Here is a 15,078-nt window from a genome sequence, read left to right on the forward strand (position 1 = left end):
CATGGAAGTCGCAATTCTTTTTGCAATGGTCGTCGGCCTTATGTTGATCGGCGTACCGATCGCGGTCAGCCTTGGCATGTCTTCGATCCTGTTTTTGCTGGTTCTCAGTGACACATCTCTGGCGTCAATCGCCCAGACACTGTTTCAGGCGATGGCCGGACACTATACCTTACTTGCGATCCCGTTCTTTATTCTGGCGTCGTCATTCATGTCGACAGGCGGCGTGGCCAAGAGGATCATCCGTTTCTCCATCGCGCTTGTCGGGCACTTGCCGGGTGGTCTGGCAATTGCGGGTGTTTTTGCCTGTATGCTCTTTGCCGCGCTGTCGGGATCGTCACCGGCGACCGTGGTGGCGATCGGTTCCATCGTGATCGCAGGCATGCGCCAAGTTGGGTACACAAAGGACTTTGCTGCCGGTGTCATCGCGAACGCAGGCACTTTGGGCATTCTCATTCCGCCGTCGATTGTGATGGTGGTCTATGCGTCGGCAACCGATGTTTCAGTGGGCAGAATGTTTCTGGCAGGCGTTATCCCGGGCTTGCTGGCCGGGTCCATGCTAATGTTTACGATATACATTATCGCGAAGCTGCGCGACCTGCCAAAAGGCGAATGGCGTGGCTGGAACGAGGTGTTTGAATCCGGTCGTGAAGCGGGCTGGGGTCTGTTTCTGATCGTAATCATTCTGGGAGGCATCTACGGCGGTATCTTCACACCGACCGAAGCCGCGGCAGTCGCGGCGGTTTACGCCTTTTTCATCGCCAGTTTCGTGTATCGGGACATGGGGCCACTGCATCAGGACGGAGACGACAGGCGTAATCTGACGCTTTTGCAAAAGCCCGTCGCGCTGATCACCGCATTCGTGCACCAAGACACCAAAAACACACTGTTCGAGGCGGGCAAGCTGACTGTGACGCTGATGTTCATCATCGCGAACGCGCTGATCCTCAAGCACGTTCTCACCGATGAGCAGATTCCGCAGCACATTGCGGCGGCGATGCTCGACGCTGGCTTTGGACCGATCGTTTTCCTGATCATCGTCAACGTTATTCTGCTGATCGGTGGGCAGTTTATGGAACCATCGGGCCTGCTGGTCATCGTGGCGCCATTGGTGTTCCCGATTGCCATTGAATTGGGGATCGACCCGATCCATTTGGGCATCATTATGGTGGTCAACATGGAAATCGGGATGATCACGCCACCGGTCGGACTTAACCTGTTTGTCACGTCTGGGGTCGCGAATATGCCCATGTGGGAGGTCGTCAAGGCGGCGTTGCCTTTTACTGCCGTTCTCTTCGTATTCCTGATTATGGTGACCTATATTCCGGCCATAAGTACGTGGTTGCCGATATCTGTCATGGGGCCAGAGATTATCGTGAAATAGCGAAAATTTCGCCTGATCCAAATGAAAAGGGCCGCCCTGTGGGGCGGCCCTTTGCGTTATTCCTGCGGGCCCGCTCAGGCGTCGCACAATGCTGTGATGATCGGCGAGAAGTCTTCGGCAGCGAGGCTGGCGCCACCAACAAGCGCGCCGTCGACATTTTCCAGTGAAAAGATGTCTGCTGCATTGTCAGGTTTTACCGATCCGCCATAAAGCAGCCGAATGCCGTCGGCTTCCTCTCCGAAACGGTTTTTCAACTGTTCACGCATCAGGGCATGGACTTCTTCTATCTGGTCCATCGTCGGGATTTTTCCGGTACCAATGGCCCAGATCGGCTCATAGGCAATCACAAGCGAAGCGCCGCTGCTGGTCTCCGGGACTGAGCCCTCCAGTTGAGCGGCAATTACGTCTAACGCTTCGCCAGCTTCTCGCTGTTCCAGACTTTCACCGATGCAGACAATAGCAATTAGTCCGGCATTCTGTGCGGCATGGGCTTTGGCTGCGACCAGACTGTCCGTTTCCCCGTAGGCTTCACGCCGTTCGGAGTGCCCGACAATCACATATTTTGCGCCAATCTCTGCAATCATTGGTGCTGCGCTGTCACCGGTGTAGGCGCCTTTTTCTTCCGGGTGGCAATCCTGAGCCCCGATGGTCACCGGTGCGCCTGCCGTGTTTTGCAGTGCCGGGTAGATCAACGGCGCGGGAGGGCAAATTACCACGTCGATCGGGCACTCGGGATGAGAGAGCTTCAGCTTGGTAATCATGTCCATCTGTGACATGGATCCGTTCATTTTCCAGTTTCCGGCGGCAAGCTTGCGGCGCATGGGCATCTCCTCTGGTTGGGCGTTGAAAGCTAGCTATCAGGCTGTGGGCTGGTCTTCAAACAGATGGCGGCGGTTGCGTGTGCCGATATGCTGTGCCAAACGGCAGCCATACCGAGTTAGAGGAGCATGCGATGATCCCCCGGCTAGACGCACGCAAGATTGCCAGTAACGATCCGGATACGATACAAGCGATGCGAGAGGCCGCCACAGTGACGGGGTTTGCCACCGTCTATGGCACAGGTATCTCAGCGGATCGGGTTCGCGAAATCCTGGAGCTTTACCGGACCTTTTTCAGATTGCCCGAGAGTGACAAGTCAGCTGTCGATATGGCGAAAACCGGCGCGAACCGGGGGTGGGGAGCTTCGGGCTCTGAACAGGTCGACCCTGATGCCAACCCTGACTACAAGCAGTATTTCGACAGCGGCTTCACCCTGCCTTCGGACGATCCGCGCAGCCGCCTTGACGTATATGCGCCGAACCAATGGCCGGAAAAGCCGGCCGCCTTTCGACCGGAAATCGAAAGCTACTACCAGCAGGCCTGTGATGTGGCGATGGGGGTACTTCGCGGCGTGGCAAAGGCTCTGTACGTACCGGCCAGTTACTTTGACGGCGCATTTGATGCGCCAATGGCGCTCTTGCGGGGCAACTACTACCCACAAAGGCCGTCATGGGCGACCGCGCAGGATTTCGGGATCGCCACACATACCGATTACGGTTGCCTGACGCTACTTGCGACCGATGGGTCCCCAGGGCTTGAGGTGCGCAAGCGTGGTGGCGGCTGGATACCTGTCAGCGCACCGCCGGGTGAATTCGTCATCAACTTTGGTGAAATGATGGAAATCTGGAGCGAAGGGAAGGTCAGAGCCACTCCGCACCGGGTTGTGGGAGGAGACAATGAGAGACTGTCTGTTCCACTGTTTTTCAACCCATCAGTGGATACCAATATTGCGCCTATGGGATCGGGAGAGGTCATCCTCGCAGGTGACCACTTATCGCGCAGGTTCAAGGAAACCTACGTCCACTTGCAGGATTGATCGAAGCGTTTGAGTCACGCAAAGCGTTCAGCTTTGCCGCTGAGCTTCCAATTCACTCACATCTTTAAAGTTGATGGATTCGCCACATCCGCAGGCATCCGCCACGTTCGGGTTGTTGAACTTGAACCCCGATTCCAACAAGCTGGTCTCGTAATCGATTTCCGTGCCGAAAAGAAACATCTGCGCCATCGGAGCGATCATCACGCGTGCGCCATCTTGTTCAACGACCTCATCGTTGGGGTCGGCATCGGTGACGTATTCCATGGTGTATTCCATGCCTGCACATCCGCCTTTTTTGACGCCAATGCGCAATCCTGCATGTCCTGCGGACTGCATCAGTTTGGCTACTTGTGCAGCAGCCTTGGGGGTCAGTGTAACGGCCTGCTTTCCGGGAATACCAAACATGAGGCGCCTCCTTTGGAACCAAGCTAGGGATTTTGACCCTGCGGAACAAGAACCCGCGCGGGATTTCCTGCAACAGTTGTGCCGGGTGCTACATCTTTTGTCACTACTGCGCCAGCGCCGATCACGGCATCGTCACCCACGCTCACACCGGGCAAAAGGATCGCACCACCGCCAATCCATACGTTTCTGCCAATGTGAATTGGCTTACCAAACTCCAGACCCGCGTCACGCGTTGCGCCGTCTCTGGGGTGGTCCGCAGTGAGGATCTGAACATAGGGGCCGATCTGCGTGTTGTCGCCAACGTGAATTTCACAGACATCCAGCAAGACGCAACCATAGTTAAAAAATACGTCGTCGCCCAAGTGGATGTTGTAGCCGTAATCTGCGTAAAACGGTGCGCGCAACGCGCAGTTATCACCGCGCGATCCGATCCAGACATCGAGAATTGTGCGCCGGGTCAACACGTCCGAAACGATTGTGGCGTTGTACTGACGCTGCCAGTCCTGACATTGCGCGCGTTCCGCAACCAGTTCAGGGTCGCCAGGGCGGTATAGCTCGCCTGCGATCATTTTTTGCTTTTCGGTCTGCATCGGATCGCAGTTACATGAAACCCAGTTCGAGGCGCGCCTCGTCAGACATCATATCCATGCCCCAAGGGGGCTCCCAGACCAGTTCGACGTCAACTTGCTTGATCCCCGGAATGGGCTCGACCGCATCCGCAACCCAGCCAGGCATCTCGCCTGCAACCGGACATCCGGGCGCGGTTAACGACATCTTGATCGCAACGGCATTCTCTGCATCGATATCAATGGTATAGATCAGGCCCAGCTCATAAATATTGACCGGAATTTCAGGGTCATAGACTGTGCGGCAGGCATCCACGACCTGCTCGTACAGCGGATGGTCGGTAGATGAAGGTGCGATCAATGGCGTCCCTTCAAGTGGTTCTGGTTGATCGTTCATTAGGTGCCTCAGTATGTTCCTGAGCATTTATATAGGAATTAACGCCAGCGACGTAAAGAGTACTCCGCTCCTCAAGGGCTGTGCACCATTCACTCATTATTGCCGCGTCAAGCCGGCAGCCACCTGAGCAATTTAAATCAAATGTAGTGAAAGTGGCTGGCTTAGCCCCGGGCTCTCTTGCGGACGGGCTGTGGTTTCACACGAGCTTCAATCTCGTCGTAAAGCTTGCCGACAATGTCTTTCTTGGTTGCGGTTTCAATGCCTTCAAAACCCGGAGACGAGTTGACCTCCAAAACCTTGGGGCCGGTGGACGAACGCAAAAGGTCAACGCCCGCTTTACCCAATCCGAAAGCGCGTGCCGCACGTACGGCAGTTTCACGTTCTTGTTTCGTAATCCGCACAACCTTTGCACTGCCTCCGCGGTGCAGGTTGGACCTGAAATCACCGTCGGCGCCCGTACGCTTCATGGCCGCAACGACCTTGCCGGCGACCACGAGACAGCGAATGTCTTCTCCTGCGGCTTCCTTGACGAAATCCTGCACGAGGAAATTCGCTTTCAAGCCGCGAAACGCGTCAATGACAGATTCAGCCGCTTTTTTCGTCTCTGCCAGAACCACTCCTTTGCCTTGAGTGCTTTCGAGCAGTTTGACGATCAAAGGTGCGGTTCCGACCAGCCCCATGATGTTCGATGTATCCTTGGGCGAGGCGGCAAAGGCGGTCGAAGGCATGCCGATCTTTTTCGTTGCCAGAATTTGGTGTGCGTGCAGCTTGTCGCGGCTTGCTGTGATGCCGGCGCTGCCATTTACGCAATAAGTGCCAATGGCTTCGAATTGGCGGATCACGGCCGTGCCGTATGATGTGATCGAAGCGCCGATGCGGGGAATTACCGCGTCGTAGCGCGGCAGTCGCTTGCCGTCGTAATGCACCTCCGGTGCCATGGCATTGATCGCCATATAGCAGCGGGTGGTGTCGATGACTTCGACAACGTGACCGCGCGCCTCGCCAACTTCAACCAACCGCCGTGTCGAATAATTATTCTCGCGGCTCAGTACGGCGATCCGCAAGGCGCGCTTTGGCGCACCTTTCTTCAACGCCGCCGTATGATAGTCATCATAGCTAAGCTCTGGCTGCAGGTGCTTTTCCGTCGGCATGATTGAAATGTGATCGCCAAGTGCCTGACGCCCCAATAACATCCGCGATGTCATACCGGCCCTGTTGGTCAGGGTAATTTCGATCGGCCAGGATTGTCCGCCCACATGCAGCGTTGACAGAATGACAAACCGTTGTTCTGTTTCACCGTTGGAAGAGGTCACTTCGCGTCTGTCAATGAGCGGGGCAGAGCAGGTAATGGACACATCCGTACTTCCGCCCACAGGGTGGACGTTGAAGCGCACTTTTGGGTTTTTCGCCGGCCCGAACACTTCGATGTCGTGGGCGTGCAGCGCCGAGGTCCGTGCGCCAGTATCAACTTTTGCCTTGATCGCAGGCAAGCCCAGGTCTGGCAAGGACACCCATTCTTCCCACCCGAATGTCAGCTTTTCCATGTCTTGTCCCGTCCAATAGCTTGCACTCGGGCGTAACAGGTGCTCTGGCGAAGCTCAACCAGACTGGGTGCCGGACATTAGTTGTCGTTGATGTCCTCGGATACGATTTTCGCGCCGCTCGACTGCTTTTTAAAAGCAAGGCGTAAACCTACCCAACCGACCAAAGACAGAACTGCAAAGATGGCAAGCAGACTTGCGGCCGATCCGGGAGTGGCAAAAAGCACAACCAGCCCTGTGGCCAGAGCACCAATCGAGAATCCCAGAAAAATGAAAGAAGGGGCAAAAAGCTCGATCAGGCCCAGTACAAGGGCGATCGCAATCCAGAGCCACCAGATGTTCAGTAACGCATCAATCATCCACCGCGTCCCTTGAGCAGTTTGAACGCGTCGTTAAAGGCATCAAGCGCTTGCGTTGGTAAAACAACTGTTTGGTTGCCTTGGCCAGTGCCCATCGTGTTGATTGCCTCGACTTGTTTCAGCGCAATCTGGTATTGGGCGGCTTCCAGACCGTTTTCATTGATGGCCTGTGCCACGACTTGCGTGGCATAAGCTTCCGCGTCAGCGAGAATGCGTCTTGCTTTAGCGGTCTGTTCAGATGCGTAGAGTTCGGCGTCGGCGGACAGTTCAACCGCCCTTTTTGAACCTTCTGCCTCGGTGACCTGCGCGCGCCTTGCACGTTCAGCGTTCAACTGCTGCAACATTGCTTCGCGGGTCGCCTGATCCAGGTTGACGTCCAGTATCTCGGCGCGGGTGACCTCGATCCCCCAATCGTCAACGGCGTCTTCGACCGAAAGCTTGATCGTGGCAATCAGTTGCGCGCGGTTGGCCTGAACATCATCCAGGTCCATCTTGCCGATCTCGGCGCGTACGATACCGGCGACGGTGGTCGAAATCGCGGCATCTACATCGCGAATACGGTACACCGTGCGCTCCGGCTCTGTAATGCGATAGAAAACCGATGTCTCGACCTGAACCAGAACGTTGTCCTTGGTAATCGCGTCCTGACTGGCATTTGGCAGTTGCCGCTCAAGAATGGAAATCTGATGTGCCACGCGGTCGATAAACGGCACGATCAGGTTGATCCCGGGGCCGAGTACGGACCGCAGTCGGCCAAACCGTTCGATGACGTATTTCTCTGACTGGGGCACGATCTTGACCCCTTTGACCACCAAGGTGATGATCAACGCTGCAAAGAGCAGCAGTACAAGATTGCCCGACAGCAGATCCACGATCAATGTCTCGAGATCCATGGTTATTGCCTCTTCTAGTTACGCCTGTACCCAACGATCTGGTCGGGTGATGCAATGATTGCAAGTTTGCTGCTTTGGCGCTACCCCGCGGATGCGACGAAATTAAGGGCGTATCATGGCAGGTTTCGGTTTTGAACGAATTGCACAGGATGGTGCTGCGCGCACTGGGGTCATTTCGACCCCACGCGGCGAAATCCGCACGCCGGCGTTTATGCCCGTTGGTACTGCCGCCACAGTCAAAGCGATGTTGCCCGGCTCTGTACGCGAGACCGGTGCGGATGTGCTGCTTGGGAACACCTACCATCTGATGCTGCGGCCGACGGCAGAACGAATTGACCGGCTTGGCGGGTTGCACAATTTCATGAATTGGGACCGCCCGATCCTGACAGATTCAGGCGGGTTTCAGGTGATGAGCCTTGCCGCGTTGCGTAAACTGACTGAAAAGGGTGTCACGTTCAAAAGTCACATAGACGGCTCCAAACACGAGATCACACCGGAGCGCTCGATGGAAATCCAACGCTTGCTCGGGTCGGATATCGTTATGTGCTTCGACGAGTGTCCGGCCCTGCCTGCGGCGCGAGAACAGATCGCCGAAAGCATGCGGTTATCGATGCGATGGGCTCAGCGCTCGCGTGACGCATTCGGTGACCGGCCCGGCCATGCGCTCTTTGGTATTCAGCAAGGCGGGCTAGAGGAAGATTTACGCGCGGAAAGTGCCGAGGCGCTGCGTAACATCGGCTTTGACGGATACGCCGTCGGCGGACTGGCCGTTGGCGAAGGGCAGGAAGCGATGTTTGCTTGTCTTGATTTTGCGGCAGGCCAGTTACCACAAGACAAACCGCGATACCTTATGGGGGTCGGGAAGCCTGATGACATAGTGGGTGCTGTCGCGCGCGGTATTGATATGATGGATTGTGTGTTGCCCAGTCGATCAGGGCGGACCGGCCAGGTCTTTACGCACCACGGGGTGGTCAACATCAAAAACGCGCGTCACGCCGACGATCCGCGCCCGCTGGACGAAAGTTGCACATGTCCGGCGTGCCGAAACTACAGCCGTGCTTATTTGCATCACGTCTTTCGCAGTCAGGAGATAATTTCATCAATGCTGCTGACATGGCACAATCTTCACTATTACCAAGAGATTATGGCTGGCATGCGCGCCTCCATTGCGGCTGGGACATTTGAGAAATGGCAATCTGAATTTCACGCCAAACGCGCCGAAGGCGACATTGAGCCGATCTGACCCAAACGGTGCATTGTGGGCAGGGATGGCCCGCGCAAGTGTATTTGTTCGATAAAAATACCCCCTCTGATACGGACAATATCGCAATCTGGGAACGTCCGTTTCGGCGTTGTACGGGTTTTGACGATTTTTACCTAAAATACGCTTGGTGTGCCTTGTGTTGGGGGAAATCTCTGGTCATGCTGCAGGTGCAAGCCACGGGCAAGGTTGAATTCGCGTGCAGAGCGCCCACCTTCTCAAGGTAGACCGGAAACGAGCGAGCGTTGCTGCGATGCGGGACCATGTTCGTTTTGCCAAAAATAAGGAAAGAGCATGCAAGAGCCACTCAACGCCTCATACCCCGTATTGCCGCTGCGCGATATTGTGGTGTTTCCCCATATGATCGTACCGCTTTTCGTGGGCCGCGATAAATCAGTTCGGGCTCTGGAAGAGGTCATGTCGGATGACAAGCAGATCCTTTTGTCCAGCCAGATTGATCCGGGCGAGGACGATCCGGAAGCGGACGGGATTTTCAAAGCAGGCGTTCTGGCCAACGTACTGCAACTGCTCAAATTGCCAGATGGCACCGTCAAGGTGCTTGTTGAGGGGCAGGCGCGTGTGCGTATCACGGAATACCTTGAAAACGATAGCTTTTTCGAGGCGCGGGCAGAATATCTGACCGAAATGCCGGGCGATGTCGCAACGACCGAAGCATTATTGCGCACGGTTGCTGACGAGTTTGAGCGCTATGCAAAGGTCAAAAAGAACGTGCCTGAAGAGGCGCTGGCTGCCGTAGGTGAATCGACCGAACCGGCCAAGCTTGCAGACCTTGTGGCAGGGCATCTCGGTATCGAGGTGGGCCAGAAACAAGACCTGCTCGAGACGCTCAGCGTCTCGGAACGCTTGGAAAAGGTCTATGGTCTCATGCAGGGCGAGATGTCTGTTCTGCAAGTTGAGAAAAAGATCAAAACGCGCGTCAAAAGCCAGATGGAGCGTACTCAGCGCGAATACTATCTCAACGAGCAAATGAAGGCGATCCAGCAAGAGCTGGGAGATGGTGAGGACGGCAAGAACGAAGTCGCCGAACTCGAAGCAAAGATCGCGGAAACCAAGCTCAGCAAAGAAGCGCGGGAAAAGGCTGACGCAGAAATCAAAAAGCTCAAAAACATGAGCCCGATGTCTGCCGAAGCAACTGTCGTGCGCAATTACCTTGACTGGATGCTGTCCATTCCTTGGGGCGTGAAATCGCGCGTCAAGAAAGACCTGAGCCGTGCGCAAAAAGTGCTGGACGATGACCATTACGGTCTCGAAAAGGTAAAAGAGCGCATTGTCGAATACTTGGCCGTGCAGCAGCGATCGACGAAACTGAAAGGCCCGATCATGTGTCTGGTCGGTCCTCCGGGCGTGGGTAAGACTTCCCTTGGCAAGTCAGTTGCCAAGGCCACCGGTCGTGAGTTTATCCGCATCAGCCTTGGTGGCGTGCGAGACGAATCCGAAATTCGGGGACACCGTCGTACCTACATTGGCTCGATGCCGGGCAAGATCATTCAAGCATTGAAAAAGGCCAAAACCACGAACCCGCTTATCCTGCTCGACGAAATCGACAAGATGGGACAGGATTTCCGTGGTGACCCTGCATCTGCAATGCTGGAGGTCCTCGATCCTGAACAAAACTCGACCTTTGTGGATCATTACCTTGAGGTGGAATACGACCTGTCCAACGTGATGTTTCTGACAACTTCGAACAGCTACAATATGCCCGGACCGTTGCTTGATAGGATGGAGATTATTCCTCTGGCAGGGTACACCGAGGATGAAAAGCGCGAGATTGCCAAACAGCACCTTGTTCCGAAACAAGTGAAAAATCATGGCCTTAAAGCCAAGGAGTTTTCTCTTGAGGATAGCGCATTGACCGAAATGATCCGGACCTACACGCGCGAAGCGGGGGTCCGAAATCTCGAACGCGAGATCGCCAAGGTGGCGCGTAAGTCGTTGACCAAGATCATTAAAAAGGAAGTGAGCGAAGTTGTCGTCACAGACGAAAACCTTGACGAATTCCTTGGGGTTAAAAAGTATCGCTATGGTCTGGCCGAAAAAGAGGATCAGATCGGGGTTGTGACCGGACTGGCCTATACGTCGGTTGGCGGAGAGTTGCTGAGCATCGAAGCGCTCCGGCTTCCGGGCAAAGGCCGGATGAAAACAACCGGTAAGCTCGGTGACGTAATGAAGGAATCGATTGATGCGGCATCTAGTTATGTCCGTTCGATCAGTCCCAAGATTGGGATCAAGCCGCCTCAGTTCGACAAGCTGGATATCCACGTTCACGTACCAGACGGCGCGACGCCTAAAGATGGCCCATCAGCTGGTTTGGCAATGGTAACGTCCATCGTGTCAGTGCTGACGCAGATTCCAGTTCGCAAAGACATTGCGATGACTGGTGAAGTGTCGCTGCGCGGGAACGCCATGCCGATCGGCGGATTGAAGGAAAAGCTTTTGGCTGCTTTGCGAGGGGGCATCACGACCGTGCTGATCCCTGAGGAGAACGCCAAGGACCTCCCCGAGATTCCGGACAATGTCAAAGAGGGGCTGACCATTATTCCGGTGACCCACGTTTCCGAAGTGTTGGAGCATGCTCTGACAAAAGAGCCCGAGGCCGTTGAATGGGATGAGGAAGCGGAAGAAGCTGCCGCTGCTGCGTTGAGCAAGCAGGCAACACAGTCGGACTCCGCAACGGCGCACTAGGACTTTAGAAAAAGCATTGAAGCGGCGCGGGTCAAATTGCGCCGCTCTTTATTTTTTATCAGTGCATTGTGGGGCAAAGCTCATGTCTTTTTCTGCGCGGAATATGCGCGTAATGACAGACTCCTATTCAAATTGGCCATTTGCGGGTAAGATTTCGGCATAAGGAATCGCGGCAGATGAACTGCCGCACCGAGCAGTAAAGGCAGACCCATGGTGACCAAGGCGAAATCCGCCGTCCCAGCGACGGCGACGCGTTCCGTAAGGACCACAACCTCTAAAACAACGGCTACCGCGAAAACCGCTGGCAGTAAAACGCCCGTGACGCAGGCAACGACAGCGGATACCAATCCGGTATCGACAAGCACGACAGTCACGACAAATGTAACAGCGCCAAGCGCGGCCGCGACTTCGCAGCAGGCAAGCAATACCAAGGCTGACGTCCTGCCCATGCGAAAGAAAGAACTCGTAGAGGCGATTGTCACACGAACAGGTGTAAAAAGACGCGATGCACGCGTGATAATCGAGGCAATGCTGGCTGAACTGGGCGCAACTTTGGCAGAGGGGCGGGATCTCATATTGCCGCCTTTAGGGCGCGTGCGCATCAATCGGACGAAAGAATTGGAAGACGGGCGCGTTCTGGCGATGAAGCTACGCCAAAAAGAGCAGCCGGTGCAGTCCGGTCCCACGACTTCAACCAAGACAGCGGCTGAATAACAGCTGAAATTTGCTCTAGAGTCGACTTTCTTCACCGGCTTGAGTTGTCGGTGCGCGGGTTTTCATTGTACGGGGCTCATTCAAAATTGGGCGCTTCTTTCTGCTGAGCGTTGGAAACCCGCAAGGAAAATCTGATATGAAACGACTCGACCTTGTAAGGCTGTTTTTGCGAACGTTTCTGGTGTGTTGCGCTTCGTTCGTAATGTTATCCGGTGCCGTCTCGGCGCAAGAGGCTGCTTCCGCTGATACCGAGCCGTCAGCCCTGCAAAACCTTCTGGACGTTTTGAAAGATGATGCTGCCCGCGCAGCTTTGATCGCCAAACTGGAAACTGCAGTTGCACCGGAACCTCAGGCAGTTGTCGAACCAGACGATGCGATCCAGTCTTTCGGTCGTCGCATCGCCACGCTGACACAAGAGTTTGCAGAGACAACCGTCGAAACACTTGTGAACTTCTGGGGCGCTTTGACCGGGGGGGCGTCTGTGTTCTCCGGTCTGAGCGGTGACGAGTTGTCCATTATGATCGATGCCTTGCCGGGGTTGCTGGTCGTGATCATCAGCACAATGACCATTTACCTGATCTTGCGCGTTTTTGCCCGTAGAGTGTATCGTCGTGTCGAAGGAAAGGCTGAGAATGCACGTGGATTGGCTCTTCTGGGCATGTTTGTCGGGTCCAATCTACTAGGCGCGTTGATTGTAGTTTTGGCTTGGGCTGCCGGTTATCTGGTCACTCTGTTTGCGGTTGGTGAGTTTGGCCAAATCGGGATCCACCAGAGCATGTATCTCAATGCCTTCCTGATTGTCGGTCTCGGAAGATGGCTGATCAGAACTGCGCTGTCACCCATATCTGGCAGTTTGCGACTGATCCCGGTCAGCAATTTTGCCGCTCGGGTGCTCACTCGTATTTGTGGTGCGGTCATCAGTATCCTTGGCTATAGCCAGCTTCTTGTTGTCCCAATCGTCAACAAGAATGCGTCTTTGACAGCTGGTAATGGCACCTCTGCTGTGCTGTCCACATTAGTGCTGCTGTATTTGTTCTGGGCGGTCATACGGTACAGAAAAAGCGTCGCTGCGTGGTTGAAGAAAAACACTGACGCGCATGAAAAACTGGATTTGGAAGACGACCTCGAAGAACAGGAACGACAAAACCGTCTCGAGCAGATGAAGCGTGAAGAGCCCGGCGTAATTCGTCAAAGTTTGCACGCTCTTGCGGCGGGCTGGCATTGGTTTGCTTTGGTATATCTTTCGATGATGTTTGTCGTGGTCATGACGCAACCGGCACTGACCACCTTCAATGCCTTGATCGGGTCGGGAAAAATCTTGCTGGCGATCATGATTGCCGCACTGGTATCGGGGTGGCTTGCCGGATCCGTCGCGCGCGGTGTCAGGTTGCCTGATGATGTGACCGAAAAACTGCCACTGTTGGAGTTGCGCATCAACCGCTTCATACCGCAGGCGTTTGGTCTTTTGCGGTTGGGGCTGTTAGTCTTCGTTTTTGTCTTTAGCCTTGACGTCATTGGTGTCATCGACATGCGCGGGTGGTTGGAAAGCCAGGTTGGACTGTCGGTAACCACTACAATGATGTCTGTGTCGCTGTTGCTCTTGGTTGCATTTGTGCTCTGGCTCGCTTTGACATCTTTTGTGGATTACCGGCTCAATCCGGAATACGGGGCCGTCCCGACAGCACGCGAAACCACGCTGCTGACCCTTATGCGAAACGCGCTGACCATCGTTTTGATCGTATTGACCGCGATGTTCTGCCTCAGTGAGATCGGGCTGGATATCGGGCCATTGCTGGCATCTGCCGGTGTGCTAGGCCTTGCCATCGGTTTTGGCGCACAAAAAATGGTGCAGGACATCATCACAGGTGTTTTCATTCAATTTGAAAACGCAATTAATGTCGGAGATGTCATCACTCTTAGCGGTGTTACAGGCGGGGTGGAGCGCCTTTCGGTGCGGTCTGTATCTCTGCGCGACGTTCAGGGTGTACTGCACATCATCCCGTTCTCATCGGTCGATATGGTTTCGAATTTTATGAAGGATTTTTCGTATTTCGTATGCGACATGGGCATTGCGTACCGCGAAGACGTAGATGAAGCGAAGGAAGCCATGTTTGAGGCTTTTGACAGGTTGATGGAAGACAACGAGATCGCACCGGACATCATTGCACCATTGGAATGGCACGGGCTTAATAGTTTTGGCGACAGCGCAGTCGTTGTGCGGGCACGTATCAAAACAGTCCCGGGCAAGCAGTGGGGTACAGGACGCGCTTATAATGCGGTGCTGAAAAAGGTGTTTGACGCACGCGGCATCGAAATTCCGTTTCCGCAACAAACCATCTGGTTTGGCGAGGCGAAGGACGGCAGTACACAGCCGATCCGGCTTGCGGATCCTGATACCAAATGACGAATTTCCCCCCGTTATATGTGTTGCGCCACGGCCAGACGGTTTGGAATGCGGAACACCGCATTCAGGGTCGGCTCGATTCTCCTTTGACCGACAAGGGCAGGGAGCAGGCGCGGGCGCAGCGGGCGTTGTTGGCAGAGTGTGCGCTCACCGGTTACGCAGCGCTGTGCAGCCCGCAAGGCCGCGCGTTCCACACCGCTTCGATTGCTCTTGAGGGGCTGGTGGCAGCTATTCATACCGATCCGAGGTTGTGCGAAATTGGTGTCGGAGCGTGGGAAGGGCGTCGTCGAGACGAATTGTTGATCGACAGGATGATGGATGAGAGCGAAGAGAGCGCGCTGGATCTATATGAGCGCGCACCGGGGGGCGAGGGATTCGCTGCTTTGCAAACGCGCTGTGAGGCCTTCCTCGACAGCTTGCAGGGCCCAGCGGTTGTGGTCACGCATGGCATCACATCTCGCATGCTGCGCCTGATAGCGACCGGCCGCGATATTAGCGAAATCGCCATGACTGACGGAGGGCAGGGCGTGGTTTTTCGTCTTGAGAACGGCAAGCAGACGAAGTTGTCGATAAGGGCTTGAAGCCGACGCCGAGTTTGG

Annotated in this window: 14 protein-coding genes; 7 read left to right on the forward strand and 7 right to left on the reverse strand. The window is 55.0% G+C overall.

The genetic code is table 11. The features are described 5' to 3' along the window. Position 1 precedes the first annotated feature (1 nt). On the forward strand, positions 2-1,381 hold the full coding sequence (locus AC2D8V_RS14685; protein WP_484734324.1) for a TRAP transporter large permease: 1,380 nt from the start codon (positions 2-4) through the stop codon (positions 1,379-1,381). A gap of 74 nt (positions 1,382-1,455) precedes the next feature. Here the strand turns inward: AC2D8V_RS14685 and tpiA are convergent, their stop codons facing one another. After that, positions 1,456-2,202: a triose-phosphate isomerase gene (gene tpiA, locus AC2D8V_RS14690; RefSeq protein ID WP_484734325.1), complete on the reverse strand. Its 747-nt coding sequence runs from the start codon at positions 2,200-2,202 to the stop codon at positions 1,456-1,458. Positions 2,203-2,333: 131 nt separating this feature from the next. On the opposite strand from tpiA, the gene AC2D8V_RS14695 reads away from it, so the two are divergent. Then, on the forward strand, positions 2,334-3,236 hold the full coding sequence (locus AC2D8V_RS14695; protein WP_484734326.1) for an isopenicillin N synthase family dioxygenase: 903 nt from the start codon (positions 2,334-2,336) through the stop codon (positions 3,234-3,236). A gap of 27 nt (positions 3,237-3,263) precedes the next feature. Here AC2D8V_RS14695 and AC2D8V_RS14700 read toward each other — a convergent pair whose 3' ends face one another. The 6 genes from AC2D8V_RS14700 to AC2D8V_RS14725 form a co-directional block, all read right to left on the reverse strand. Next, complete coding sequence (locus AC2D8V_RS14700; protein WP_484734327.1) at positions 3,264-3,641, reverse strand: HesB/IscA family protein; 378 nt, start codon at positions 3,639-3,641, stop codon at positions 3,264-3,266. A gap of 23 nt (positions 3,642-3,664) precedes the next feature. Continuing rightward, positions 3,665-4,231, reverse strand: coding sequence for a sugar O-acetyltransferase (locus tag AC2D8V_RS14705; RefSeq protein ID WP_484734328.1), 567 nt, complete (start codon positions 4,229-4,231; stop codon positions 3,665-3,667). A gap of 10 nt (positions 4,232-4,241) precedes the next feature. Then, a complete protein-coding gene (locus tag AC2D8V_RS14710) occupies positions 4,242-4,604 on the reverse strand; it encodes an SUF system Fe-S cluster assembly protein (protein WP_484734329.1) in 363 nt (120 codons plus the stop codon). A 161-nt stretch (positions 4,605-4,765) separates the two neighbouring features. Beyond that, positions 4,766-6,148 (reverse strand): 30S ribosomal protein S6--L-glutamate ligase, encoded by a 1,383-nt coding sequence (gene rimK / locus AC2D8V_RS14715; RefSeq protein WP_484734330.1) that lies wholly within the window; start codon positions 6,146-6,148, stop codon positions 4,766-4,768. A gap of 77 nt (positions 6,149-6,225) precedes the next feature. Continuing rightward, entirely contained in the window at positions 6,226-6,504 is a 279-nt protein-coding gene (locus tag AC2D8V_RS14720; protein WP_484734331.1) for an NfeD family protein, read from the reverse strand. Then, positions 6,501-7,397 (reverse strand): SPFH domain-containing protein, encoded by an 897-nt coding sequence (locus AC2D8V_RS14725; RefSeq protein WP_484734332.1) that lies wholly within the window; start codon positions 7,395-7,397, stop codon positions 6,501-6,503. The genes AC2D8V_RS14720 and AC2D8V_RS14725 overlap by 4 nt, the downstream gene beginning before the upstream one ends. A gap of 115 nt (positions 7,398-7,512) precedes the next feature. Here AC2D8V_RS14725 and tgt point away from each other — a divergent pair, with 115 nt between their 5' ends. The 5 genes from tgt to AC2D8V_RS14750 all read left to right on the forward strand — a co-directional run bounded on the left by tgt (position 7,513) and on the right by AC2D8V_RS14750 (position 15,060). Next, positions 7,513-8,640 (forward strand): tRNA guanosine(34) transglycosylase Tgt, encoded by a 1,128-nt coding sequence (tgt, locus tag AC2D8V_RS14730; protein WP_484734333.1) that lies wholly within the window; start codon positions 7,513-7,515, stop codon positions 8,638-8,640. Between the two features lie 312 nt (positions 8,641-8,952). After that, positions 8,953-11,361 (forward strand): endopeptidase La, encoded by a 2,409-nt coding sequence (lon, locus tag AC2D8V_RS14735; RefSeq protein WP_484734334.1) that lies wholly within the window; start codon positions 8,953-8,955, stop codon positions 11,359-11,361. A 318-nt stretch (positions 11,362-11,679) separates the two neighbouring features. Beyond that, complete coding sequence (locus tag AC2D8V_RS14740) at positions 11,680-12,075, forward strand: HU family DNA-binding protein (RefSeq protein WP_484734335.1); 396 nt, start codon at positions 11,680-11,682, stop codon at positions 12,073-12,075. Between the two features lie 136 nt (positions 12,076-12,211). After that, positions 12,212-14,479 carry a mechanosensitive ion channel domain-containing protein gene (locus AC2D8V_RS14745; protein ID WP_484734336.1) on the forward strand — a complete coding sequence of 756 codons (2,268 nt, stop codon included), beginning with the start codon at positions 12,212-12,214 and terminating at the stop codon, positions 14,477-14,479. Further along, a complete protein-coding gene (locus tag AC2D8V_RS14750; RefSeq protein WP_484734337.1) occupies positions 14,476-15,060 on the forward strand; it encodes a histidine phosphatase family protein in 585 nt (194 codons plus the stop codon). Before AC2D8V_RS14745 ends, AC2D8V_RS14750 begins: the two co-directional genes overlap by 4 nt. Positions 15,061-15,078: the final 18 nt, after the last annotated feature.

This window comes from Roseobacter sp. YIN89, assembly GCF_057219365.1.